The organism is Pantoea sp. y20, assembly GCF_054903455.1.
The window spans coordinates 279,919-302,928 of the sequence record NZ_JBUBNJ010000002.1 but is presented as its reverse complement, the minus strand read 5'-3'; the positions used below and the strand labels follow the sequence as shown (position 1 = coordinate 302,928).

Below are 23,010 nucleotides of genomic sequence, written 5' to 3'. Positions count from 1 at the left end.
GCCCTCTTACGAGGGCATGGATTATCGCTACAAGTCGGGGATTATTTCAGCACGATGCGCGCAATCTGATCCTGGCCTTTGGTTGAGGAGTCTTTGTTGAACTCCGCTTTCAACGTGACATACAGCGTGTTGTTGTCCGGGCCAATCAGCAGGCTGTTTGGATTGTTATCAAACGACCAGCTGTTTTTCACCGCGTAAGTGGTGGCATCCAGCTGCAGCACTTTCTTCGATTCGCGCTGGCTGATGTAGATCTCATTACGCTTAGCGTTGAATTTAATCGCTAGCGCATCACCTTCAATACGCTTGATCACTTTCCCAGTGCGCTCATCAAATACCAGCGTGGCTTTGCCTTTTGAGTCATCGGTTACGAACAGGCGGCCGGTCGCCGGATCTTCCGCCATGTTCAGGAACAGATACTCTCTACCGTCGCCGGCGGTCCAGCGCTTCTCAATTTTGTGGGTGCGTGGATTGATCACCAGAATTTCGCCCGCGCCGTTGGTCGCGTAAATGCGCTCAGTCAGCGGGGAATAGATGATGCCGGTTACCCATTTGCCTGCATTCTTGATGGTGGCTTTCAGCTTGAAGGTTTCCTCATCAACCACCGAGATATAACCCGGATCGGCTACGCGACCGACATACAGCTCGTTGCCGTGCCACAGCACTTCACGCGCGCCCGCCGGATAACCTTCTTTATCTTTCTTACCTGGGAAGACTAAACGTTCCAGCACTTTGCCGCTCTGCGCATCCACTTTAGAGATAGCGCCATCCAGCGAGTTTGTGGTGTAGAACACGTTGCCGGCTTCATCGATCGCCGTACCAAAGTTTTTCAAATCGGTATGCGTAACGCCTTTGGTTTCCAGTGTGGTTGGGTCGAGACGATAAATTACACCACCGTTAACGTCTTTAAAGCTCTGCGCGCTGGCAACGTATAACGCTTTCGCAGCAGGCGAATACGCCATTTCATACAGGCCATCGCCCAGCGTGCGCTGGGTCAAAGAAGTATCAACTGGCTTGGCAGCGGCGGCTGGCGCTTCGGCTTTTTTCGCCGGAGCCTGACAAGCGGTCAGGCTGAATGCAGCGACGATCGCTGCCGCTACGGCGGCTTTGCGCGGGCTAAATAACGATTTCATGCTCAACTCCATCAATGGATGAACGGCTCCGTTACGCGCGAACGCGTACGGAAAACACAAGAAGAATGAGAATCATACGCATTAGCATAAACTTAGCAACTTTCTCGACGATCTTCCTTACGTTGCCGTAGATCGATTCCAGCATGCCGCACACCTTTCTTTACTAAAAACCTCCAAATATTGCCTGAAAAAATAGGAAAACGTGAGCAATTAACAGGTTATTTTCACCCGTAACCCATTGATTCATAACTTACTTACACATTATTACAATTACAGTTGCAACCTTCCACAGATTCTTTAAAGCAAATGATTATCATTGGCTTTCTCAATAAATGCGCAGTGGCGCTTTGCGTGCCTTCTCTTCTGCCCTTTTGGGCGAATGAGTCACGACGTAAACGATAAAAAACGAAGCAAAACAGCTTCCTATAACACGCGTTTCAACAGGAAATTTTATGTCTGGCATCAGGAAAACCTTTAACGTCTCACTGCTGGCGGTGACGATTCATGCCCTACTTACGCCAAGCCTGGCGCAGGCAGCAAGCGATTCGCAGCAGGATTTGGTGGTCGATGCATCCGCAAGAGGCGACAGCGATAACAATGAAAAGCAGGATTACGCGGTAAAAACCACGCGAGCGGGCACTAAGCTGTTGCTGACGCCACGCGATGTACCGCAGTCAATGAGCGTGGTAACGCAACAGCGCATGCAGGATCAAAACCTGCAATCGGTGAACGATGTGCTGACCAACGCCACCGGCATCTCGACCAATCTGATCGACAGTGAACGCTCGGAATACTATTCGCGCGGCTTTAAAGTCACCAACTTCTCGTTCGATGGCATCCCAACATCAGTTAATGACAACTGGAACTACGGTGATGCCGCTTCTGATACCGCCATTTACGATCGTATTGAGATCGTACGCGGCGCCACCGGATTGATGACCGGTGCGGGCAGCCCATCAGCCTCGATCAACATGGTGCGTAAACACGCCGACAGCAAAACCTTTACCGGTACGGTCAGCGCCAGCTACGGTAGCTGGAACAAACAGCGTTATGTTGCGGATCTCTCAGCACCGCTAAACCAGGATGGCAGCCTGCGCGGTCGCGTGGTAACCGGTTACAGCGATGAAGACAGCTGGCTTGATCGCTACCACAAAACCAAAAAATTCCTCTACGGCGTGATTGATGCCGACATCACTGAGCACACCACGCTGTCGCTGGGCTACGACTACGAAGATGCCAACACCGGCAATCCAACGTGGGGCGGCTTGCCGATGTTCTACAGCAACAACGCCACCACGCATTACGATCGCAGCCTCAACTCCGCCGCCAACTGGGCGCGCTACAACACCAATTCGCGCAAAATATTCGCCGACATCGATCATAACTTCGATAACGGCTGGAACATCCACGTCAACGGCACGCACGCCGAGAACACCTTCAACGATAAACTGCTGTATGTGATGGGCAGCGCCGATCAGGACAGCGGCGAAGGCACCACCGGCTATGGCAGCATGGATCGCGGTAAACGTCAGATGGATTCGTTCGACGGCTACGCCAGCGGTCCGTTTGAGCTGTTAGGTCGTCAGCATCAGTTAATGGCGGGCGTGAGCTACAGCCGCCAGCACAACGCCACTTACAGCCAGGATGGCGTTACCGATCTGGAAAACTACAACATCGCCTCAAACGATATGGGCATTTTCAATAACAGCTGGAACGGCAACATTGCCGAGCCGCAGTGGCAAGGTTGGTATCAGAATGCCGACGATACCATTCGCCAGAAATCGGCTTATACCGCCGCGCGCTTCTCGCTGGCCGATCCGCTATCGCTGATTATTGGTGCGCGTTACACGCAGTGGAGCACCAACGGCAGCAGCGGTGATATGACGAACAATAACACCACGCCGTACGCTGGTTTGGTGTACGACATCAACGATACCTGGTCGGCGTACGGCAGCTATACCTCGATCTTCCTGCCGCAAACCGATCGCGACATCAACGGTAAATACCTGTCGCCGGTAACCGGCAAAAGCTATGAAACCGGTCTGAAGTCCGCCTGGTATGATGGTCGATTAACCGCGACGGTGGCGGTATTCCGTATTGAGCAGGACAACGTCGGTCAGACGATTAATGGCGTCTATCTGAGCGGCAACGAACAGGCTTATGCGCCCGCCAAAGGTGCGGTCAGTAAAGGTGCGGAGTTTGAGCTGAATGGCGCGCTAACGGATAATCTGCAGCTGACTTTCGGTGCCACACGCTACGTGGCGCGGGATAAAGAGGGACGTTTCAACAGCTATCAGCCGCAGACTTCCTTTAAGCTGTTTACCCGTTATCAGCTGCCGATGTTGCCGGATCTCACGGTTGGCGGCGGCATCAACTGGCAGAACCGCGTGTTTGAAGATGCCACCAATGCCAGCGGCGATAGCGTGCGTGTTTATCAGGGCAGCATTCCGCTGGTTTCGCTGTTTGCGCGCTATCAGGTGACTAAGCAGGTGGCGGTGCAGGCGAACGTCGATAATCTGTTTGATCGCGAATATTACAGCTACATGAACAGCTACGTTTATGGCGCACCGCGCAGTGTTTCGATGAGCGTTTCGTATCAATTTTAAATAAAGGCTAAAGGTGCGCATTTATGCGCGCCTCTCATCAAACCTTGTTTTTATAATTGAAACTAATCTGCGAATTCTGTTCTTTCGGCAAGCGGCGCGCCTCTAAATAAACCGATTTCCAGTACGGATTATTTAGCGAAGAGCGCATCACGCCCTGACTCACCGATGCGTGCAGGAACTGATGATCGGTGTCATAAAACCCGACGTGCAGCTCACGCTTAATGCGGAAGAACACTAAATCACCGGGTTGCAAATGCGCCTGATCCACCGGTTTGCCCATGGCAATTAACTCTTTGGTGGTGACGCGATCCATCGGAATATTGAAACGATCTTTCAGCGTGCGCCAGACAAATCCCGAGCAATCGACGCCGGTTAATTGTGTGCCGCCCCACTGATATTTGGTCCCTTCCCACGAATGCATTTGATCGTGCAGCGCGGCAATCACCGGGATTAAATCGGGCTGTTTTCCGTTGTCTGCCGAGGTATCAACGCTTTCCTCAGCAGGCGCATGCGAAGACTTCGAAGAACAACCTGCCAGAGTGAAAAGAAACAGGCAGGCGATAACTTTGCTGGCGGCAGAATTGATCATGTGTTGGTGATTTCGCTGAGGGAGACAGTGGTCAGAGATTTATACCGTAAAAAAGTTGCAGAAATAAATAGGCGCGCAGTGAAATCTTTTATTTGTCGGTTGATTTTACCTAAGTTTACGCAACGGTAACATCTTGTATTTGAGTTAAAAATCTATTTTCCGCGCTGCGCTTTTTCTGTGCAGGAGAATATTTGCGCTCCTGCACAGAACGACATCAATTTCGACTTACAGCTGTACGTTTAATACTTGCCGGAGAAATTGGCGCTAATACGCTGCGCCAGATAATCCTTCGCGGAAATAGGCGGGTATTTTTTCTCCGGTCCTTCAATAATCACATCTTCATTCGCCTGGCAGAAAAACGCCAGGCTGTAGCGTGCCGGCACCGATTCACCTGGCAGCGGATTGCTGACGCGATGGAAGTTCGACGGTAACTTGTCATCACTCCAGCGCATCAACATATCGCCGATATTACAGGTAATTAAGCCTTCCAGCGGCGGGATCGGCGTCCAGATTTGCTCTTCCATCTCTTTGCCCGGACACACCTGCAAACCACCCTGCCCATCACGCTGGAACAGCAAGGTCAGACAATCGAAATCGGTGTGCGCCCCGGCGCGCCACGGACCATCTGGCTCGCCGCTGATGGCAAAGTAGTGCAGCATCCGCAGCGTGCTTTGGTAGGTTTCGTGCGAAGGCTCATGCGCTTTGGCAAAGAAATCGTCGGGGAATCCCAGCTTCAGGGCAAAACAGGAGAGCAAGCGCATGCCAACTTCCCAGCACTGACGCTCGAACTTCAGTACATCATGCTGAAAACCCGACAAGGTGGCCTCATCCGGCCACAAGCCTGCCATGCGCGGACGCGTCACCTGGTACGACTCTTTTTGGTCCGGTTTACCGGTAGATGGACGGATTTGCGCGCGGTATTCCCAGCCGGCATTGCGGCTGAGTGGATGACGCGCTTTGTCACTTTGCGGCAGCGAGAAAAAGCGCTCTGCGTTAGCAAAAGCCGCATTGATGTCGTCGAGTGGAATACCGTGGCCGGAAACCTGGAAAAACCCAATCTCGGTGGCGGCTTGCCACAGCTGATCGGCTATTTCGGCTTTACGTTGGTCGAAATCGGAGAGATCGATGATACGCACATCACGTGCAGCTTCTACGCCGCGCGCGCCCATACGCGATTCTTTCGCCAGTTCATGCATGTCATAAGTGGTCTTTTCCATTGGTGCACCTCGTTATTGAGCGATAACGGATGACCCGCCCGCAGCGTGGCAGTCATCCCCGCGCCTGCTGAATACCACAGGCGATCGAGCAATGACCCACCGGGTGAAACCACGGTTGACAGCTTCTACTCAGTTTCAGCCAAGCAAAGGCTGTGCCAGCACGCTGCGCCGCTTAAAATCAATACGTTAGGGAATCTGCCACATCCGGTCTGCACAATGGCGGTGCAAAACGCGCTGACTTGCCTCATCAATGAGCGGTCAATGAAGCAAAAGCCCGGCACCATCAATATCAACTATATTGCTTTCAGTGGGTTGCACGAATGGCATGCGCTTTGCTAAATCCCCACTGAGTATAAGCGGTCAGCGTGACAACAGATGCACGCAGGACATTGCTCTACAGCATTAGCTGTACCTCGTCAGGGGACGATGCGCTTTACGCATCGTGAGCACGCCATGCGCCGCTACGCCCCTGATGACGACAACAAACTCAACGTTTATTGGGGGTTATATGACAATGTCGCGTTTCCGTTTCTCCTTATTCGCTGCTCTGCTGAGCAGCTCTGCACTGTCGCACGCCGCCGACAAACTGATATTGCAAACCACCTGGGTCGCGCAGGCTGAACAAGGCGGTTATTACCAGGCGCTCGCCACCGGCATCTATAAAAAATATGGGCTGGATGTTGAGGTGCGCTCCGGCGGGCCACAGCTGAATAACATGACGCTGCTGCTGGCGAATCGTGCTGATGTCATCGTCAGCTACGATCTGCAAGTGCTGCAGGGCATTGAGCGCAACTTCCCACTGAAAGCCATCGCCGCGCCGTTTCAGTTTGACCCGCAAGGCATTGTCACCCACGGCGATGTGAAGTCGCTGGATCAGCTGAAAGGTAAAACCGTGCTGGTTTCTGCCAGCGGACAAGCCAGCTGGTGGCCGTGGCTGAAAGGCAAATATCAGCTGCAGGATGGGCAGGCGCGCCCTTACACCTTCAACATGCAACCGTTTCTCGCCGACAAAAACACTGCGCAGCAGGCCTACGCCACCTCCGAAGTGCAGCAAATTAAAGAGGTGCAACCGGACAGCAAATTCTATCTGTTTGCCGATTATGGCTATCCGGCATACGGCGGCATTCTGGTGACGCGCGACGATTTGCTGCAAAAAGAGCCGGATGTCCTGAAGCGTTTTGTGGCGGCATCGATGGAAGGCTGGAAATCCTACCTTGCCAATCCGACTGCCGGTAATGCGCTGATCAAAAAGGAGAACCCGCAGATGACTGACGCGGTTCTCGCCTTTGGCGTATCACAGATGAAAGCCCTGCACCTGATTGACGGCGGCGATGCCGCGCAGCAAGGTCTAGGCGTGATGACGGATAAACGCTGGCAGGCAACGCGTGACTTTATGGTCAACGCCGGTTTACTCAAAGCGTCCACCGACTGGCAGAGCGCGTTTAGCACGCAGTTTGTCGCGGCGAAAGCGGAGTGAGGTGCTCATGAGCCAATTGCTAATTCAACACTGCGCCGCGATCCTGACCGGCGATAAACAGCAACCGCGCAGCAGCGCGCGCGATATTCGACTGCGCGATGGCCTGATTGTGGAGATGGGTGAACTCGATGCTGTCGCCGATGAAACCGTGATCGACGCCCGCGATTGCGTGGTTTATCCCGGCTGGGTTAATACGCATCATCATCTGTTTCAATCGCTGCTGAAAGGCGAGCCCCAAGGTCTGAATCTAAGTCTGGGCGGCTGGCTGGCGGCGACGCCGTATCGCTTTCGTGGTGCCTTCGACGAACAGACATTTCGCATCGCCGCGCGGGTGGGTCTGGTCGAGCTGGTGCGTTCCGGCTGCACCACCATCGCTGACCATCACTATCTTTACTGGCCTGATATGCCGTTTGATGGCGCAGAAATCCTGTTCGATGAAGCCGACAAGCTAGGCGTGCGCTTCGTGCTGTGTCGCGGCGGTGCGACGCAAAGCCGTGGCTTAGAGAGCGACTTGCCCACCGCACTGCGCCCGGAAAGCTTTGACAGCATGATGGCCGATGTTGATCGTCTGGTGGCGCGCTATCACCAACCGCAGGATAGCGCGATGCGCCGCATCGTGATGGCGCCGACCACCACGCTGCACTCCACCACGCCGCAGGAGCTGCGCGAGAGCGCGCGCCTGGCGCGTCAGCTTGGTATTCGCCTGCACAGCCATCTGTCGGAAACCGTTGATTATCTCGATGCCGCACTTGCAAAGTTCGGTATGACGCCGCTGCAGTTTTGCGCCGAACACGACTGGATTGGCGATGACGTGTGGTTTGCGCATCTGGTGAAACTGCTGCCGGAAGAGATCGCCATGCTGGGCGCGGCGGGCAGCGGTATCGCGCACTGCCCGCAAAGTAACGCGCGCCTCGGCAGCGGCATTGCCGATTTGGTGGCGATGGAACACGCAGGCGTGAAGATCTCGATTGGCGTTGATGGCGCGGCCTCAAATGAAGCGGCGGATATGCAAAGCGAAGCCCACGCCGCCTGGCAGCTCCAGCGCGCACGCAAAGGCATGCTGGCGCAGCCGCGTTATGCCGGTGGAACCTTTGAAGGCGGTGGCGACGCCGCCCGCATTGAAGATGTGGTGCGCTGGGGCACATCCGGTGGCGCGCAGGTTTTGGGCTTAAACACCGGCCGCCTTGCACCTGGCATGGCCGCCGATATCGCCATCTATCGGCTCGACGATCCGCGCTATTTTGGTTTGCACGATCCCGCCATTGGCCCGGTGGCCAGCGGCGGACGCGCCAGTTTAAAGGCGCTGATTTGTGCCGGAAAACTGCTGGTGCAGGATGATGTGATTGCCGGAGTGGATTTGGCGGAACTGGGCCGCGACGCTGCACAAGCGGTAAAAACCTTGCAACAACGCGCGGCGGTTTAACCGCGTTACGCCGCTGCGTCTTTCTTACGCAGCGGTGATTCTGGCAGAAACAGCGACAGCACAAAGGCCAGCAGCATCACACCCGCCGCCATTTGAAAGGCTGAATGCACCGCATCGCCAAACACCTGCAAATAGGCTTGCTGCACATCATGCGGCAAACGGTGCACCGCATCAGGATCGAGCGTACGCGGCAATGCTTTGCCCTGCTCCACCAGCGTGGTCAAACCCGATTTCAGCACCTGACTAAACACCGCGCCAAACAGCGCCACGCCAATCGAACCGCCAACCGAGCGGAATAACGTGACCGACGAGGTAGCGACACCGATGCGATCGGGCGTCACGGTGTTCTGTACCGCCAGCACCAGCACCTGCATCACCATGCCCATTCCCATCCCCAACACGCAGGCAAACAGGTAGATATGCCACAGCGGTGCATCGATGGTCAGCGTGGTCAGCAGCGCCATGCCGACAGTCGCCAGCAAAGTACCGCCAATCGGGAACAGGCGATATTTGCCGGTGCGGCTAATAATGCGTCCGCTGACAATCGAAGTGATCAGCAATCCGCCCATCAGCGGCAGCAGCTGCAAACCGGCTTCGGTCGGCGTGGAGCCCTTCACCACTTGCAGATAGAGCGGTAAAAACGTCACGCTGCCAAACAGCGACATGCCAACGATAAACGCCATCAAACTGGCGAGCGAGAAGCTGCGATTGCGGAACAGCGACAGCGGAATAATCGGTTCCCAGGCGCGGCGCTCCTCATAAATAAAACCGATCACACCAATTACACCAAACGCCAGAATGCACCACAGCAGCGGATCGGACCATTCACGTAACGTGCCGCCTTCGCTGGTAAACAGCGTGATACCCACCAGCGCCAGGCTGAGAAACACCGCGCCAGGATAGTCAATCTCATGCGGCTTGCGTTTGTTGTCGGTCTTAAACACCGCGTTGATGATCACCAGCGCAAACAAACCTAGCGGCAAATTGATGTAGAAAATCCAGCGCCATGAAGCGTGCTGTACGATAAAACCGCCCAGTAGCGGCCCAATCACCGTTGCCAGACCGAAAACGCCGCCAAACAGGCCCTGATATTTACCGCGCTCTTGCGGGGGAATTACATCGGCGACCGCCGCCATGCTCACCACCATCAAACCACCGCCGCCTAAGCCTTGCAGCGCACGAGTGAAAATCAGCTGCTCCATATTCTGCGCCAGACCGCACAGCGCCGAGCCGATCAGGAATAGAATCACCGAGATCTGCAGCACCGATTTGCGACCAAACAGGTCGCCGAATTTGCCGTACAGCGGCACCACAATCGTCGAAGCCAGCATATAAGCGGTGACGATCCACGACAGGCGATCGAGCCCACCCAGTTCGCCGACGATAGTCGGCAACGCGGTGGAGACGATGGTTTGATCCAGCGCCGCCAGCAGCATCACCAGTAATAAAGCGCTCATCAGTAAGCGGACAGAAGGAGGATTCTCCTGCCCGCCGCCCCACTGCGGCGCGAGTGTTTGGGGTTTCATAACAGACACCAATTGAAATTAATTAAATACACAATTAATATTGCTTGCAGTCTGACATGAATCAAGTGAGCGAGTAAAGATGACCGCACGAAAAGTCCCTGCTGACGATATGGCCAACGCAGTCAAACCCCGCCGTCCCGGCCGTCCGCGCGGCGGCGCGATCAACGTGCAGCAGCGCGAACATCTGCTCGACATCACCTTAGCGCTGTATGCCGAAAACGGCATCGGCGAAACCTCGCTCAACGCGATTGCGCGCAAAGCGGGCGTGAGTCCAGCGATGCTGAATTACTATTTTCAATCTCGCGAATCGCTGCTGGATATTGTGGTTGAGGAGCGTTTTTTGCCGTTACGCCAGCGCCTGGTGGCGCACTTTATGGATGACCCGCGCGATCCCGTCACCACCTTCAGCGCCTTTATCCGTGAAGTCGCGGACATCGTCACCACACACAACTGGTTCGCGCCGCTGTGGATGCAGGAAGTGATGCAAGGTGAAGGCGGTTTAGGTCAGCATATCAAAAAGCGCTTTGGTCACGGTGAACGTGATGAAGTGAAAAAACTGATTGAAGGCTGGCAGCAGCAAGGATTACTCAACCCCCATCTGGAGCCACAACTGCTGATGACTTCGATTCTCAGCCTGGTGCTGGTGCCCTTTACCCGCTTTGCCAGCGATCCCGCGTACTCGCGTGAAATCATTGTCCAGCACACGTTGAGTCTGTTTTGTCAGGGGATCCAGTCAATACCCTAAGGTCGCCATTCATGGCGACCTTAATTTTAACCAATTTATCCTCTGTAAAGGATAAAACTCAATTTATCCCCCGCAAGGGATAGCGTTGACATTATCCCTCTCAGCGGATAATGTCATTAATATCCTCAATAGAGGATAATTCTGGCTTTCGCATCGATCCTAAATGAGAATAAGCGATGATTTACAGTCCGCGTCAACTTGCTCATCACGTCAGGCTAATTCGCCAAAAAAACCATTGGACGCAAAGTGAGCTGGCGAAAAAAGTCGGCCTTAAGCAAGCCACCATATCTCACTTTGAAAACAATCCCGACCTCACCACGCTCGCGACGCTGTTCAAAATATTACAGTCACTTGATCTAAAAATGGACGTGCAGGAAAAAGATCCATCGGCTGTAAATGGTCAGGAGAATGACTGGTGAAACAGGAATTGATTGCCTGGATGAACGGCGAACGCGTAGGCATTCTCACGCGCAATACCAACGGTGCGCATACTTTCCAATACCACCCGAGCTGGTTGAGTAATCGCCTTGCCAGGCCTTTATCTCTGTCGTTGCCATTACAGTTACCGGTGATCACATCCACCGCAGTGCTCAACTATTTTGATAATCTACTCCCTGACAACCCTTTAGTACGCGATCGCATTGTCGCGCGTTATCACGCGAAATCGCGTCAGCCTTTCGATCTGCTGAGTGAAATCGGCAAAGCAACGTTTTGATCGGCGCTGGAACCACCAGCAGACACAATTGCTACGTTTACCTCAGGAAGACATGTGTCAGGCATTCGGCTTACCTTCAGCACGCAAATATGAATCTGATGGTGGACCCGGCATCGCCGATATTATGCAATTCCTGATGGGATCCAGTAATGCATTGGCCGATCGCTATGCCTTTATGAAATTCCAGGTATTCCAGTGGTTGATTGGCGCAACGGATGGTCATGCCAAAAATTTCTCTGTTTTTATCGAACGCGGCGGAAGTTATCGTCTTACGCCTTTCTACGACATCATTTCGGTCTTCACCTCGATAGGCGGAAATGGTCTGAATATCCGCGACCTGAAACTGGCGATGAGTTTGAAAGCCAGCAAAGGCAGAAAAAATCAAATAGATAAAATTTTCCCTCGCCATTTTTTAGCCACGGCAAAGCAGGTGAATTTTGATCAAAACCAAATGATTGAAATTATCGATTTCTTTATAGCCGAACTGGCTGGCGCGATTGAGCAAGTCAGCAAAATATTGCCGACAAATTTTTCTCAGCATATTGCTGAACCGCTGTTTGAAAACAGCTTGCGCATGCTGGCTCGCCTGCAAAAATAATTTTTCACCCCCACCGAAACTTTCCTCCCTGCCCCAGCGAACTGAACTAATGAGACATCCAAATCGGAACTCCCATACATCGCAGGAGCAGAAAATGAAACGCATCAAATCCCTCGTTTGTACCCTGACCATGACCGCAGCGCTGGGTCTTTCCGCCTTTAACGCCGGTGCCGCATTGCCGGTGGGCGCGAAAGCGCCAAACTTCGAACTGCAGGGCGCGTTGGCCGGTAAGCCGTTGACCTTCTCGCTGCAGAAAGCGTTACAGAAAGGTCCGGTGGTGCTCTATTTCTTCCCGGCGGCGTTTAGCGCGGGTTGTACCATTGAAGCGCACGATTTTGCTGAAGCCACAGACAGCTTCAGCAAAATGGGTGCCACGGTAATTGGCGTGACCGCGGGCAATACCGATCAGGTCAGCGATTTCTCTAAACTCGAGTGCCGCGATAAATTCACCGTCGCCGCCGATCCGGGTGCAAAAGTGGCGGCGCAGTATCAAACCACCATGCAGATGAAAGGCAAAACCCTTTCCGATCGCACCTCTTACGTGATTGCGCCCGATGGCGACATTCTGCTGAGTTACACTGACAGAAACCCGGACACACATATCGAGAAAGCGCTTGCCGCCGTTAAGCAGTACGACGCTTCTCACCCGCAAACTCATTAAGTAAAGAGGCCAGCGATGTTAACCGCCATGCTGGCCGCCTTCATCGGCGGCATCATTCTGAACTTAATGCCCTGCGTGTTTCCGGTGATCTCGCTGAAAGCGCTCGGCCTGTTGCGCCATACCGATAACGCCGCCAGCGCGCGTCGCGAAGGCTTGGGCTTTTTACTCGGCGTTGTGGTGACCATGATGGCGCTGGCGGGCATTCTGCTGGCGGCACGCGCCGGTGGCGCGGCGGTCGGCTGGGGTTTCCAACTGCAATCGCCGTTGGTGATCGCCTTGCTGTCGTTGGTGATCCTCGCCGCTGCGCTCAATTTGCTCGGCGTGTTTGAAGTGGGCTTATCCGTGCAGCGCGTCGGCTCGGTAGACGTCGGTCGCGGTGCCTTTACACGCTCGGCGTTGACCGGCGCGCTAGCGATTATCGTCGCCACGCCGTGCGCCGCACCCTTTATGGCGAGCGCCATCGGTTATGCGTTAGTGCAGCCGCCCGCCGTCGCCTTGGTGATCTTTTTTGCGCTGGCCATCGGCTTCGCCGCACCGTTCACGCTAGTTTCACTGTTCCCGGCGCTGGCGAAATTTCTGCCGCGTCCCGGCGCATGGATGGATGTATTGAAACGCGGTCTGGCGTTCCCGATGTTTGGCGCGTATGCCTGGCTGGTGTGGGTGCTGGCGCAGCAAGCGGGAAGCGCGGCGCTGGCCACCTTGCTGGCCGCTTCCGTGGTGGTAGCCTTCGCCGGCTGGTTGTACGGCATGGCGCAACATCGCCACTTTGCCGGTAAAAGTCACAAGGTGCTGTTTGCCGTTACGGCGCTGCTGATTATCGCGGTGATCGCCCCGCTGCCAACGCTGATCAAACCCGGTGCAGGCCTGGCGGGCGATCAGTTGACGGCGGAAGTGACCAAAGCCAAATGGACGCCGCAGGCGGTTGAAGCGCAGCGCGGTCACGGGAAAGCGATCTTTGTCGATTTCACCGCATCCTGGTGCATCACCTGTCAGGTGAACGAGAAAACCTCGCTCTCAACCCAGGCGGTGAAAGAGGCCATCGCCAAAACCGGCACGCTGTACATGGTGGCAGATTCCACTAAATTTAACCCGGACGTGGATGACACCATGAGTGAGTTTGGTCAGGGCGGATTACCGATGTATCTGGTCTATCCTGCCGACGGCGGACCGCCCAAAGTGCTGCCGCAGGTGCTGACACCGAGTATTGTGGTGAACGCACTCAACCAGGCGAGCAAGAAGGCGTAAGAACAACAAGGCGGATTATGCAAACAAGCGATAGCGCGCGTGAAGGTTGGCCCGCGCTAATGGAACAGGCGCAGGCGGGCGATCAGCTCGCCTATACCCGACTGCTGAAAGCGCTGGTGCCGGTGATTCGTTCGCAAACACGCAAACAGATCGCCGATGATGCACTGGTAGAAGATGTGATTCAGGATGTGCTGCTAACGGTGCATCGGGTGCGTCACACCTATGATCCTGCCTACCCTTTTTTACCCTGGCTGATGGCGATTATCTCGGCGCGCGCGATTGATGCGCTGCGGCGACGTGGCCGCCATCAGCAGTGGGAAGTTAACAACGATATCGTGCCGGAAGCCGTCAGTGCGCCAGACGCACCGCAGCAGGACTCGCAGGAAGAGTTGGCCGGATATCTGCGTCAGCTCCCTTCGCGTCAGCGCGAAATTGTCGAACATGTGCATCTGCGCGAAATGAGCCTGACGGAAGCGGCCGCGCATAACAATCTGAGTGTGGCCGCGGTGAAATCGCTGCTGCATCGCGCGCTGACCAATCTGCGCCGCTTTGGAGCCAATCATGACCGATCATGACCTGTTAATTGAAAAACTCGGGCGCGAGATGCGACCGGTTAAACCGCTGCGATCCACTAGCTGGCGCGTTATCACCTGGCTACTGCTGGCATTGCCCTGCGGCATTGCCGCCAGCTTCCTGGTGCAGCGCAGTGCCACCGACTGGGCGCAGCCGGGCGCGCTGCAGGCGATCTTGCAGCTGGTGCTGGCCTTTGTACTCGGCACGCTGGCAATTCGTAGCGCTTTCAACATGAGCATCGCCGGACGCCGCAGTATCAGCTGGAAAGCGCTACTGCCAATTGGCCTGCTGTGGCTCGGCATGAGCATCAGCCAGATTCCCGGTGAAGTGCCAATCGAACATGACAATGACAGCGCGCGCTGCTTTACCTTTCTGCTGGTGGTCAGCACACCGATGATGGTGCTGATGATCGCCAGCCTACGCCGCACCCGCGCATTGCATCCGGTGCGCAGCCTGGCAATGGCCGGTTTGGGCGTCTCCTGCATGGCGGTGACGCTGCTGGCATTTTGCCATCCGGTACATCTGCATCCGCTGGATTTTGTCATGCATCTGGCGGCGATAGCGACGATTGTGGCGATGACGGTGCTGGTTGGGAAACGATGGGTGACGTTGAAATGAGTCGAGTGAAAGAGTGCAATGGTTAAGTTAATTCTTTGGTGTGATATTTCCACGCAAAAGATTAAAAATCGGCTCACCCATATTGTAAATACGCTATTTCTAAACTATAGAATAATAGCAATATAATTCCATTCCCATCAATTACCTCATCCAAGGATACGTATGAAAAAGTTAATTTTCGTATTATTAGCAAGCTCGGTATCTTTCAGCTCACTCGCCGCAGACCTGATGAGCAAAGTTGAGTTTGAAAAGGTAAAAGATCAATATGTAGAGGTAGGGAACATTTCCACCTCAGGTGAAACGGATCCCGCCAGCGCCAGAGAGGAACTGTCTAAATTGGCTGAAGAAAAAGGCGGCGATATCTTTGTCGTAACCTCCGCGAATACCAATAACAAAATACATGGCACCGCCATCGTTTATAAGAAAAAGTAAGTTTCCATTTTGCCTCAGTATAAGCTTAAAAGCATAGCTTATGCTGGGGCATTATATTCAATAAATTAAATTGCCGATCAGGTTGCCTGGCAATAAAGCGGATGGTGTGTCGCTATATTTTAATGATGCAAAAGCGGCCCCTATGAGCCGCCCTTTTTAATCAAAATTTACTGCGGAATCACTTTCTCCGCTTTCAGTCGATCAAATAACTGCGTAAATGCATCCAGCGTTGAACGATAACCGGTGAAGCCCGCTTTGCGGCTCTTGCTCATATCGGTGAACGCTTCCATTGGGCGTCCCAAATCCGCGTCGGTATGCCACCATGATGCCAGTTTAGTGATGTCCGCTTCACGCAATTGATAACGTGCCGCCACCTCGCGCCACGTTTCAGCCGCATCCTGCATGCGTCCTTCCAGTGGCATCATCTGCGCCGGATACTCCGCCGCTTCCACGCCAAAGTAAGCCGCCAGACGTGGCCACAACCAGTTCCAGCGGAACACATCGCCGTTCACCGCGTTGAAATCCTGATTGGCCGCTTCTGCCGCCGTCGCGGCCCACAGCAGCTGTTCTGCCAGCAAACCCGCGTCGGTCACGTCGGAAACACCGTTCCACTGCTCTGGCGAACCCGGGAAGATAAACGGCAAACCTTGCTCGCGGCACAGCGTGGCATACACCGCCAGCGTCTGGCCCATATTCATCGCGTTACCCAGCGCAAAGCCCACAATCGAGTGCGGACGATGTACGCTCCAGCGATAGCCATATTTCTCCGCACCGGCAAACACCTCGTCTTCCTGCGCGTAATAGAAGTTATCGACCGGCTGGCGTCCCTGCTCTTCGCGGAATGGCGTCACCGGCACTGCGCCTTTACCGTAGGCTTCGAACGGGCCGAGGTAATGCTTCAGGCCGGTCACCAGCGCCACATGCGATCCCTTCAGACGCTCGCCCAGTGCTTCAATGACGTTACGCACCATGCCGCCATTGACGCGGATGTTCTCTTTCTCATTTTCCTGGCGCGACCAGACGCTAAAGAACAGCGCATCCGGCTGCTCTTCTGCTAACGCAGCACGCACCGCATCACCATCCGTTAGATCGGCGGTCAGGCTGCGGCAACCTTCAGGCACTGCGCCACGTCCGCGCGATAAACCGCTGACCTGCCAACCTTCGCGCTGCAATTTTTCCGCCAGCGCACGTCCAATCACACCGCTAATGCCTACAATCAATGCCTGCTTTTGCATTTCAATTCTCCTTGGTTTCAGTAATGATGAGTTTAATAGAGAATTTAATTCCTATCATTGGCATTAATTCACGGCATTCATAACCTGAGTTCACGAATCCATGCACGACCAGCGCCTGAAAGATATCGTTCCTTTTGTAGCCAGCGTCGAGGGCGGCAGCTTTGCCGCCGCCGCTGAGCGCCTGCATCTCACGGGTTCGGCGGTGAGCAAAAGCGTGACGCGGCTGGAAACCCGCCTGGGTTCGCGCCTGCTGGAGCGCACCACCCGCAGCCTGAAACTCACCGACGCCGGAAACGCCTATTACCAAACCTGTTTACGCATTATGGAGGAGCTGGCAGAAGCCGAAGCGGTGCTAGCGGCGCAGCGCACCATTCCTTCCGGGCGCTTGCGTTTAGCGGTGCCGAACACCTATGGACGCCTCGGTGTGATGCCGCTGCTGATACCGTTTTGCCGCCAGCATCCGGATGTGGAGCTTAATCTGACTTTTTCGGATCGCTTTATCGATCTGTTTGATGAAGGGATTGATGTTGCAGTGCGCATTGGTGGATCGCCGGATCTACCCGCCTCGCTTGGCTGTCGTCAGATGGGCCGCGAACGCATGGTGTTTTGCGCATCACCCGATTATCTGGCGCGCGTTGGGCGGCCCTCCAGTGAAGCCGAATTGTTGCAGCATCAGGCGATCATGTATGAACGCGTCGATGGCAGCACCAAACCGTGGCTGTTTACTACGGAAGATGGCTATCCGCACTGGCGCAACCTGCCGCACCGCATGGCGCTGGGTGATGTGGATGCGCAGATGCAGGCGCTGTGTGCCGGATTAGGCGTAGCGCAGATGCCATCGTGGCTGGTGCGTGAACCGCTGGCGCGCGGCGAGCTGGAGATCATTCTGCCCGAGCAGCAGCCGGACGGCCTGGCCTTGACGCTGATTTGGCCGCGCCGCAAGCAGCTGCTACCTAAAGTGGATGCGCTACTGGCGGCGTTAGAAGAATTACAGATCAGATAGAAACATAAGGTCAAAAGCGCGCGATGAATCGCGCCGCTACCAACCTGTACATACCGTAGCGGCGCAATTTATTGCGCTTTTCTTAATATCAACGGTGATTCAACCGGCGCGACAACCTGTCGCCAAAAAACTGCAGGACCGTCACCAGCGCCACCAGCACCACAATCACCGTCAGCATCACCTGCATATCAAAGCGTTGATAACCATAACGATACGCCAAATCGCCCAAGCCGCCCGCACCAATCGCGCCGGCCATCGCCGAGGCGTTAATCATCGTCACCAGCGTAATGGTAAAGCCGCTCACAATGCCGGGCCGCGCTTCGGGCAATAAGACATGCCAGATAATATGCCAGCGATGAAAACCCATCGCCTGCGCCGCTTCGGTCAGCCCTTTATCCACTTCGCGCAGGCTCACTTCGGCGATACGCGCAAAGAACGGCGTCGCCGCCAGCGTCAGCGGCACCACCGCCGCCCACACGCCGTAGGTGGTGCCGACGATCCAGCGGGTAAAGGGAATCAGCGCCACCATCAGAATCAAAAACGGGATCGAGCGGAACAGGTTCACCACCCAGCCCAGCACGCGATTCAGCAGCGGGCTGGGAAACAGATCGCCGCGTCCGGTTACCACCAGAATCACCGCCATCGGCAAACCCAGCGCCAGCGCCAGCAGCGACGACACGCCCACCATCAGCAGCGTATCCAGCAGCCCAATCCATAAACGATCAATAGCCAGTGACATAGCCCGGTATCTCCAGTTGATCCGCAATCGGGGTTAAACGCGTCCGCGCGGTGTCAGCGTCATGCTGCGCATCAAGCAGCAGCAACATTTGCCCGGTCGGTTTGCTGTCCACCCACTCCACCGCGCCATAAATTAACGTCAGTTCCCCGCCAACTCGTGCGCTTAGCGCCGCCAAATCCGGCTGTGCGCCCTGTCCGGTGTAGCGCAACCGCACCAGCAGACGCGAATCGCCACGCTCGCGCGTCGGCGTCAGCAGCGGTTGAATCGCTTCCGGCAGCGCGCTGAACTGCGGATTGAGCAGCTGTCGCGTAGTCTCTTGCTGCGGATCGCTGTACACCTGCCACACCGGCCCGCGCTCGATGATTTCGCCCTGATCGATTACCGCCACCTGATGGCAGAGATCGTGCACCACGTCCATTTCATGGGTAATCAGCACAATGGTGATGTGACGCTGTTGATTGATCTTCTTCAGCAGCGCCAGTATCGAGCGCGTGGTTTCCGGATCGAGTGCCGAGGTGGCTTCATCACACAGCAGCAATTCGGGATCGTGCACCAGCGCGCGCGCAATGCCAACGCGCTGCTTCTGCCCGCCGGACAATTGCGCTGGCCACGCGTGCTGGCGCTGCTCAAGGCCCACCAGCGCAAGCAGTTCATCCACTTTGCGCCGCCGCTCCGCCGCAGGCACGCCCGCCACTTTCATCGGCAACTCGATGTTTTCGCGCACCGTTTTCGCCGACAGCAAATTGAAGTGCTGGAAAATCATGCCGGTACCGCGTCGCCAATCCACCAGCTGACGATCGCTCAGCGTGCTTAGGTCAATCCCGTCAATCACCACCTGACCGCGAGTAGGCTTTTCCAGCCGATTAAGGCAGCGGATCAGCGTCGATTTACCGGCCCCGCTACGGCCAATGATGCCGAAAATCTCGCCGCGCTTAACCTGCAGATCGACCTCTTTCAGCGCATCCTGAGTTTGGCCGGGATAGCGTTTACTCAAGCCACGAATCTGCACGTGGATTTTCCCTGCCGTCTCGGCCGTCGGTGACAGCAACGCATCGCGCTCGCCGGGTAGCGTCAGGCTCACCATGCTTACTGGCTCCAGCCCGGCTGATACAGCTTGCCGTAAAAGTCATCCAGCTTGGCGCGCACCACCGGCGAATGCTGGTAGATATCAACGAACTTCGCCAGGCGCGGATCGTTCTGATGACCGTCGCGGATCACGAACTGAATTACGTATTCCGGATGTTCCAGGCCATCGAACAGCAGCGCGTTGTTCGGATCGATGGTCTTCGACAGGCGCAGATAGTGCGGATAACCCTGCGCTAAATCGACTTCATCCAGCGAACGCGACAGCTGCACCGCTTCCACTTCGATAATCTTCAGATGCTTTGGATTACTGACAATGTCATCCACGGTAGATTTGAGGCCCGCGCCCGGTTTTAAGGTAATCAGCCTGGCTTTTTGCAGCAGCAGCAGGCCGCGCGCGCCGTTGATCGGATCGTTGGCAATCGCCACCGTGCCGCCATCGGGAATCTGGTCAATCGCGGTATGTTTTTTCGAATAGAGCCCGATGTTGTTGATGATCGCCGGCGCGTACGGCACCAGATGGAATCCGCCCTGCTGGTTGGCGTTCTCCAGGAACGGTTTGTGCTGGAAAAGGTTCACATCAATATCGCCGTTTTCCACACTGACGTTCGGCGCGGTCCAGTCGGTGAACTCCACCAGCTCAACGTTCAGACCATGTTTTTTCGCTTCGGCCACCGCGGTTTCCAGCGGCGGCGCAAAGGCTGCTGTAGTACCGACCTTCAGCGGTCCGCTGTAGTTTTCGGCGGCGACGGCGCTAAACGCCAGCAGTGCGACGCTGGCAGCCAGCGCAAAATGACGTGCAATGTTCATATCAGATCCCTGAGGTTAAATTAACGAAGGTTAACGCCGTCGCGCCAGCGCGCCGCCGGATGGCGATCGGGCAAGCGGTCCTGCTGTTGAAAAATTTTCTGCCGCAATGAACCGGGCTGATACGCGGTCTTGAAGCGGCCGCGCTGCTGTAATTCCGGCACCACCAGATCGATAAAATCGCGGTAGCTCTGCGGATTAAGGATGCGCGTCAGGTTAAAGCCATCGATATCGCCTTCATCGATCCACTTAATCAGCGCATCCGCGACCTGGCTCGGATTGCCAACGATCAACGGATAGCGGCTGCCCATCGCGTGCTGCTCCAGCAAACGACGCCGCGTCCAGCCGCTGAAGGCTTTGCTCACCGATTCTATGGCGCGCGTGTCGCCGGTCTGAATCGGCTCATCGAGTTCGAATGCCGCCAGATCGAGGCCAATCGAACTGGAGAAGTGCGCGATGCCGGCTTCCGGGCTGGCGTAGGCGAGGTAGCTTTGATGCTTCTCCTGCGCTTCACGTTCGGTAGGCGCGACAATCACGCTAACGCCCATAAAGATGCGCAGATCGTCAGGATGGCGTACGGCCTGCACCGCCGCCTGGCGCAAGCGCGTCGATTGCTCGCGCATCGCTGCCGGTGATGCGGCATTCACAAAGCTGCACTCGGCGTGACGTCCGGCGAACTGCACGCCGCGCGCCGAGGAACCGGCCTGAAACAGCAGCGGCGTGCGCTGCGGCGACGGGCTGCTCAGGTGATAACCCTGCACCTGATAAAACTCGCCCTGATGATTGATTTGGCGGATTTTATTGGCATCGGCGTAGCGACGATTGGCTTTATCCTGCACCAGTGCATCATCCTGCCAGCTGCCTTCCCACAGCTTGTAGGTGACATCGAGAAACTCATCGGCCTGATCGTAGCGGCGATCGTGCGCCAGCAGCTGTTGCTGGCCCATGGCACGCGCGGCGCTATCAAGATAACCGGTGACGATGTTCCAGCCGATGCGCCCTTTGGTCAGGTGATCGAGCGTGGAAAGGCGGCGCGCGAACGGATACGGCGCTTCATAACTCAGGTTGGCGGTGACGCCAAAACCCAGATGCTGCGTAACACTGGCCATGCCGGAAATCAGCATCAGCGGATCGTTCACCGGCAGCTGAATCGACTCTTTGGCGGTCAGACCAATGCCTTGCTGATAGACGTCATACACGCCGAGAATATCGGCGATAAACAGCCCATCAAACAGCCCGCGCTCCAGCAAGCGCGCCAGATCCAGCCAGTAATCCAGCGAGTTGAAATCCACTGAACGATCCTGTGGATGCGTCCACATACCGTGATGAATGTGCCCAACGCAGTTCATATTGAAGGCGTTGAGCAGAATCTGTTTATGACTCATATCGTCCCCCGACGCGGCGGCAACACGCCATTCAGCAGGTAGTTGCCGATGGCCGGATATTTCCAGCGCACCGGATCGTGCAAAGTATGGGTACGCGCATTGCGCCAGTGACGGTCGAAGTTATGCTCGCGCAGGCTGGAACGCGATCCGCCGAGTTCAAACAGCAGATTGCTGGCCTCCAGCGACACGTCCGTGGTCCAGGCGCGCGCTTTCGCAACTTCCACCGACGCCAGCGCGACGTTTTCAGCGCTGGGATCGCGCTGCGCCACGTCAACCGCATCACCCGCAATCGCCAGCAGCGCATCGCCCGCACTCAAACGAGCAGCCAGACGACCGGTGCGATCAAGCGTCAGCGGATCGTCGCTGGCGCGATCGACGCCGCTGTCCGGCCACGGCCGCGCGCGCTGACGCAGGAAATCGAGCATGTCGTCAAACGCCGCCCGTGCAATGCCCTGATCGATAGCGGCATGCATAATCTGCGCAAAGGGCCCAACGGTGCTCGGACGCTCAAACGCCGTCTGGAACGGCACCACATCTTCCGGCGCAATGGCTACGTCGCGGAACTGCACGCTGCCGCTGCCGGTGGTGCGCTGACCGAAGCCGCTCCAGTCATCAATCACGTTGACGCCGTGCTGATGACGCGGCACAAACACCAGCTGCTCTTTGCCATCATCAGCAATCGCCAGCGTCGGAATACGGTCGGCATACAGCGCGCCGGTGCAGTAAAACTTGTTGCCGTTGAGGCGCAATCCTTCCGCCTGCTGCGAAACCGCCGTAGAACGCTGATGCGCGGCGGGCGAACTGAATTCCGCCAGCGCGTTGCCGTGATGCACGCCTGCCAGCACTTCGGCGTAGAGCCGCTGTTTCTGCGCCTCGCTGCCGTTGATGCGCAGCACTTCCAGCGCGTAAAAATGGTTCTGCGGCACCTGACCAATCGAACCGTCGGAGGCGCTCAACGTCACAAAAATCCCGGCCAGTTCGGCAGTTGAAATCTCAATGCCGCCAAAGTCACGCGGTACGGTGATGGCACCGAGCCCGGATTGAAACAGCTGCTGTAATTCGGTGTGCGGCAGTTCACGTTCGCGGTCGCGCTGGGCAGAACCGGCACGAAAACGCTCCGCCAGCTCCTGCGCGACCTGCAACGCCTGCTGGGCATTCTCAATGCGCGTCGCGCGCTGTTTAGGCAATACCTGCGTCATGGTT

Annotated in this window: 22 protein-coding genes and 1 pseudogene; 13 read left to right on the top strand and 10 right to left on the bottom strand. The window is 55.8% G+C overall.

Annotated elements, in window-relative coordinates:
• Positions 1 to 41 precede the first annotated feature (41 nt).
• Complete coding sequence (locus tag ACYAC5_RS21180) at positions 42 to 1,130, bottom strand: YncE family protein (protein ID WP_255527759.1); 1,089 nt, start codon at positions 1,128 to 1,130, stop codon at positions 42 to 44.
• A gap of 452 nt (positions 1,131 to 1,582) precedes the next feature.
• Between ACYAC5_RS21180 and fhuE the strand changes: the two genes are divergently transcribed.
• Positions 1,583 to 3,736, top strand: a complete 2,154-nt coding sequence (gene fhuE, locus ACYAC5_RS21175; protein ID WP_462063382.1) for a ferric-rhodotorulic acid/ferric-coprogen receptor FhuE — start codon at positions 1,583 to 1,585, stop codon at positions 3,734 to 3,736.
• Between the two features lie 37 nt (positions 3,737 to 3,773).
• Here fhuE and ACYAC5_RS21170 read toward each other — a convergent pair whose 3' ends face one another.
• Both ACYAC5_RS21170 and ACYAC5_RS21165 read right to left on the bottom strand, forming a co-directional pair.
• Complete coding sequence (locus tag ACYAC5_RS21170) at positions 3,774 to 4,325, bottom strand: C40 family peptidase (RefSeq protein WP_462063381.1); 552 nt, start codon at positions 4,323 to 4,325, stop codon at positions 3,774 to 3,776.
• Between the two features lie 239 nt (positions 4,326 to 4,564).
• Positions 4,565 to 5,542, bottom strand: coding sequence for an isopenicillin N synthase family dioxygenase (locus tag ACYAC5_RS21165; protein ID WP_280173192.1), 978 nt, complete (start codon positions 5,540 to 5,542; stop codon positions 4,565 to 4,567).
• Positions 5,543 to 5,587: 45 nt separating this feature from the next.
• On the opposite strand from ACYAC5_RS21165, the gene ACYAC5_RS21160 reads away from it, so the two are divergent.
• From ACYAC5_RS21160 to ACYAC5_RS21150, 3 genes are all read left to right on the top strand, one after another.
• Positions 5,588 to 5,881: a hypothetical protein gene (locus tag ACYAC5_RS21160; protein ID WP_462063380.1), complete on the top strand. Its 294-nt coding sequence runs from the start codon at positions 5,588 to 5,590 to the stop codon at positions 5,879 to 5,881.
• Between the two features lie 175 nt (positions 5,882 to 6,056).
• The gene (locus tag ACYAC5_RS21155) at positions 6,057 to 7,019 is read left to right on the top strand and encodes an ABC transporter substrate-binding protein (protein ID WP_462063414.1); all 963 of its coding nucleotides are present in this window, start codon (positions 6,057 to 6,059) and stop codon (positions 7,017 to 7,019) included.
• A 7-nt stretch (positions 7,020 to 7,026) separates the two neighbouring features.
• A complete protein-coding gene (locus ACYAC5_RS21150) occupies positions 7,027 to 8,442 on the top strand; it encodes an amidohydrolase family protein (protein WP_462063379.1) in 1,416 nt (471 codons plus the stop codon).
• A gap of 5 nt (positions 8,443 to 8,447) precedes the next feature.
• Here ACYAC5_RS21150 and ACYAC5_RS21145 read toward each other — a convergent pair whose 3' ends face one another.
• Positions 8,448 to 9,968: an MDR family MFS transporter gene (locus ACYAC5_RS21145; RefSeq protein WP_462063378.1), complete on the bottom strand. Its 1,521-nt coding sequence runs from the start codon at positions 9,966 to 9,968 to the stop codon at positions 8,448 to 8,450.
• 79 nt (positions 9,969 to 10,047) lie between these two features.
• Here ACYAC5_RS21145 and ACYAC5_RS21140 point away from each other — a divergent pair, with 79 nt between their 5' ends.
• The 8 genes and pseudogenes from ACYAC5_RS21140 to yahO all read left to right on the top strand — a co-directional run bounded on the left by ACYAC5_RS21140 (position 10,048) and on the right by yahO (position 15,555).
• Positions 10,048 to 10,713: a TetR/AcrR family transcriptional regulator gene (locus tag ACYAC5_RS21140; protein WP_192413165.1), complete on the top strand. Its 666-nt coding sequence runs from the start codon at positions 10,048 to 10,050 to the stop codon at positions 10,711 to 10,713.
• A gap of 176 nt (positions 10,714 to 10,889) precedes the next feature.
• Positions 10,890 to 11,132, top strand: coding sequence for a type II toxin-antitoxin system antitoxin HipB (hipB, locus tag ACYAC5_RS21135; protein WP_110866779.1), 243 nt, complete (start codon positions 10,890 to 10,892; stop codon positions 11,130 to 11,132).
• 20 nt (positions 11,133 to 11,152) lie between these two features.
• Positions 11,153 to 12,026 (top strand): annotated as a pseudogene (locus ACYAC5_RS21130) (HipA domain-containing protein).
• A gap of 94 nt (positions 12,027 to 12,120) precedes the next feature.
• On the top strand, positions 12,121 to 12,687 hold the full coding sequence (locus ACYAC5_RS21125) for a peroxiredoxin (RefSeq protein WP_101761694.1): 567 nt from the start codon (positions 12,121 to 12,123) through the stop codon (positions 12,685 to 12,687).
• 15 nt (positions 12,688 to 12,702) lie between these two features.
• Positions 12,703 to 13,932: a protein-disulfide reductase DsbD family protein gene (locus tag ACYAC5_RS21120; RefSeq protein WP_462063377.1), complete on the top strand. Its 1,230-nt coding sequence runs from the start codon at positions 12,703 to 12,705 to the stop codon at positions 13,930 to 13,932.
• 17 nt (positions 13,933 to 13,949) lie between these two features.
• Positions 13,950 to 14,507: a sigma-70 family RNA polymerase sigma factor gene (locus ACYAC5_RS21115; RefSeq protein ID WP_192413169.1), complete on the top strand. Its 558-nt coding sequence runs from the start codon at positions 13,950 to 13,952 to the stop codon at positions 14,505 to 14,507.
• A complete protein-coding gene (locus ACYAC5_RS21110) occupies positions 14,494 to 15,123 on the top strand; it encodes an NrsF family protein (RefSeq protein WP_192413172.1) in 630 nt (209 codons plus the stop codon). Before ACYAC5_RS21115 ends, ACYAC5_RS21110 begins: the two co-directional genes overlap by 14 nt.
• A gap of 162 nt (positions 15,124 to 15,285) precedes the next feature.
• Positions 15,286 to 15,555, top strand: coding sequence for a DUF1471 family periplasmic protein YahO (gene yahO / locus ACYAC5_RS21105; RefSeq protein WP_101761698.1), 270 nt, complete (start codon positions 15,286 to 15,288; stop codon positions 15,553 to 15,555).
• A gap of 167 nt (positions 15,556 to 15,722) precedes the next feature.
• On the opposite strand, the gene ACYAC5_RS21100 is transcribed toward yahO, so the two are convergent.
• On the bottom strand, positions 15,723 to 16,790 hold the full coding sequence (locus ACYAC5_RS21100; protein WP_192413174.1) for an SDR family oxidoreductase: 1,068 nt from the start codon (positions 16,788 to 16,790) through the stop codon (positions 15,723 to 15,725).
• Between the two features lie 100 nt (positions 16,791 to 16,890).
• Here ACYAC5_RS21100 and ACYAC5_RS21095 point away from each other — a divergent pair, with 100 nt between their 5' ends.
• Positions 16,891 to 17,793 (top strand): LysR family transcriptional regulator, encoded by a 903-nt coding sequence (locus ACYAC5_RS21095; protein ID WP_462063376.1) that lies wholly within the window; start codon positions 16,891 to 16,893, stop codon positions 17,791 to 17,793.
• Positions 17,794 to 17,881: 88 nt separating this feature from the next.
• On the opposite strand, the gene ACYAC5_RS21090 is transcribed toward ACYAC5_RS21095, so the two are convergent.
• Genes ACYAC5_RS21090 through ACYAC5_RS21070 form a run of 5 tightly spaced genes read right to left on the bottom strand, consistent with a single transcriptional unit; the run spans position 17,882 to position 23,006 of the window.
• On the bottom strand, positions 17,882 to 18,532 hold the full coding sequence (locus ACYAC5_RS21090; RefSeq protein ID WP_061719142.1) for a methionine ABC transporter permease: 651 nt from the start codon (positions 18,530 to 18,532) through the stop codon (positions 17,882 to 17,884).
• Complete coding sequence (locus ACYAC5_RS21085) at positions 18,516 to 19,616, bottom strand: methionine ABC transporter ATP-binding protein (RefSeq protein ID WP_462063375.1); 1,101 nt, start codon at positions 19,614 to 19,616, stop codon at positions 18,516 to 18,518. Before ACYAC5_RS21085 ends, ACYAC5_RS21090 begins: the two co-directional genes overlap by 17 nt.
• 2 nt (positions 19,617 to 19,618) lie before the next feature.
• The gene (locus tag ACYAC5_RS21080) at positions 19,619 to 20,425 is read right to left on the bottom strand and encodes a MetQ/NlpA family ABC transporter substrate-binding protein (protein ID WP_462063374.1); all 807 of its coding nucleotides are present in this window, start codon (positions 20,423 to 20,425) and stop codon (positions 19,619 to 19,621) included.
• A gap of 20 nt (positions 20,426 to 20,445) precedes the next feature.
• On the bottom strand, positions 20,446 to 21,807 hold the full coding sequence (locus tag ACYAC5_RS21075; RefSeq protein WP_462063373.1) for an LLM class flavin-dependent oxidoreductase: 1,362 nt from the start codon (positions 21,805 to 21,807) through the stop codon (positions 20,446 to 20,448).
• Positions 21,804 to 23,006 (bottom strand): SfnB family sulfur acquisition oxidoreductase, encoded by a 1,203-nt coding sequence (locus ACYAC5_RS21070; protein ID WP_462063372.1) that lies wholly within the window; start codon positions 23,004 to 23,006, stop codon positions 21,804 to 21,806. Before ACYAC5_RS21070 ends, ACYAC5_RS21075 begins: the two co-directional genes overlap by 4 nt.
• Positions 23,007 to 23,010 lie beyond the last annotated feature (4 nt).

Excerpts from the sequence above, each read along its gene's own strand:
- ACYAC5_RS21180 (WP_255527759.1), bottom strand. The coding sequence starts at position 1,130 with ATGAAATCGTTATTTAGCCCGCGCAAAGCCGCCGTAGCGGCAGCGATC.
- fhuE (WP_462063382.1), top strand. The coding sequence starts at position 1,583 with ATGTCTGGCATCAGGAAAACCTTTAACGTCTCACTGCTGGCGGTGACG.
- ACYAC5_RS21170 (WP_462063381.1), bottom strand. The coding sequence starts at position 4,325 with ATGATCAATTCTGCCGCCAGCAAAGTTATCGCCTGCCTGTTTCTTTTC.
- ACYAC5_RS21165 (WP_280173192.1), bottom strand. The coding sequence starts at position 5,542 with ATGGAAAAGACCACTTATGACATGCATGAACTGGCGAAAGAATCGCGT.
- ACYAC5_RS21155 (WP_462063414.1), top strand. The coding sequence starts at position 6,057 with ATGTCGCGTTTCCGTTTCTCCTTATTCGCTGCTCTGCTGAGCAGCTCT.
- ACYAC5_RS21150 (WP_462063379.1), top strand. The coding sequence starts at position 7,027 with ATGAGCCAATTGCTAATTCAACACTGCGCCGCGATCCTGACCGGCGAT.
- ACYAC5_RS21145 (WP_462063378.1), bottom strand. The coding sequence starts at position 9,968 with ATGAAACCCCAAACACTCGCGCCGCAGTGGGGCGGCGGGCAGGAGAAT.
- ACYAC5_RS21140 (WP_192413165.1), top strand. The coding sequence starts at position 10,048 with ATGACCGCACGAAAAGTCCCTGCTGACGATATGGCCAACGCAGTCAAA.
- hipB (WP_110866779.1), top strand. The coding sequence starts at position 10,890 with ATGATTTACAGTCCGCGTCAACTTGCTCATCACGTCAGGCTAATTCGC.
- ACYAC5_RS21125 (WP_101761694.1), top strand. The coding sequence starts at position 12,121 with ATGAAACGCATCAAATCCCTCGTTTGTACCCTGACCATGACCGCAGCG.
- ACYAC5_RS21120 (WP_462063377.1), top strand. The coding sequence starts at position 12,703 with ATGTTAACCGCCATGCTGGCCGCCTTCATCGGCGGCATCATTCTGAAC.
- ACYAC5_RS21115 (WP_192413169.1), top strand. The coding sequence starts at position 13,950 with ATGCAAACAAGCGATAGCGCGCGTGAAGGTTGGCCCGCGCTAATGGAA.
- ACYAC5_RS21110 (WP_192413172.1), top strand. The coding sequence starts at position 14,494 with ATGACCGATCATGACCTGTTAATTGAAAAACTCGGGCGCGAGATGCGA.
- yahO (WP_101761698.1), top strand. The coding sequence starts at position 15,286 with ATGAAAAAGTTAATTTTCGTATTATTAGCAAGCTCGGTATCTTTCAGC.
- ACYAC5_RS21100 (WP_192413174.1), bottom strand. The coding sequence starts at position 16,790 with ATGCAAAAGCAGGCATTGATTGTAGGCATTAGCGGTGTGATTGGACGT.
- ACYAC5_RS21095 (WP_462063376.1), top strand. The coding sequence starts at position 16,891 with ATGCACGACCAGCGCCTGAAAGATATCGTTCCTTTTGTAGCCAGCGTC.
- ACYAC5_RS21090 (WP_061719142.1), bottom strand. The coding sequence starts at position 18,532 with ATGTCACTGGCTATTGATCGTTTATGGATTGGGCTGCTGGATACGCTG.
- ACYAC5_RS21085 (WP_462063375.1), bottom strand. The coding sequence starts at position 19,616 with ATGGTGAGCCTGACGCTACCCGGCGAGCGCGATGCGTTGCTGTCACCG.
- ACYAC5_RS21080 (WP_462063374.1), bottom strand. The coding sequence starts at position 20,425 with ATGAACATTGCACGTCATTTTGCGCTGGCTGCCAGCGTCGCACTGCTG.
- ACYAC5_RS21075 (WP_462063373.1), bottom strand. The coding sequence starts at position 21,807 with ATGAGTCATAAACAGATTCTGCTCAACGCCTTCAATATGAACTGCGTT.
- ACYAC5_RS21070 (WP_462063372.1), bottom strand. The coding sequence starts at position 23,006 with ATGACGCAGGTATTGCCTAAACAGCGCGCGACGCGCATTGAGAATGCC.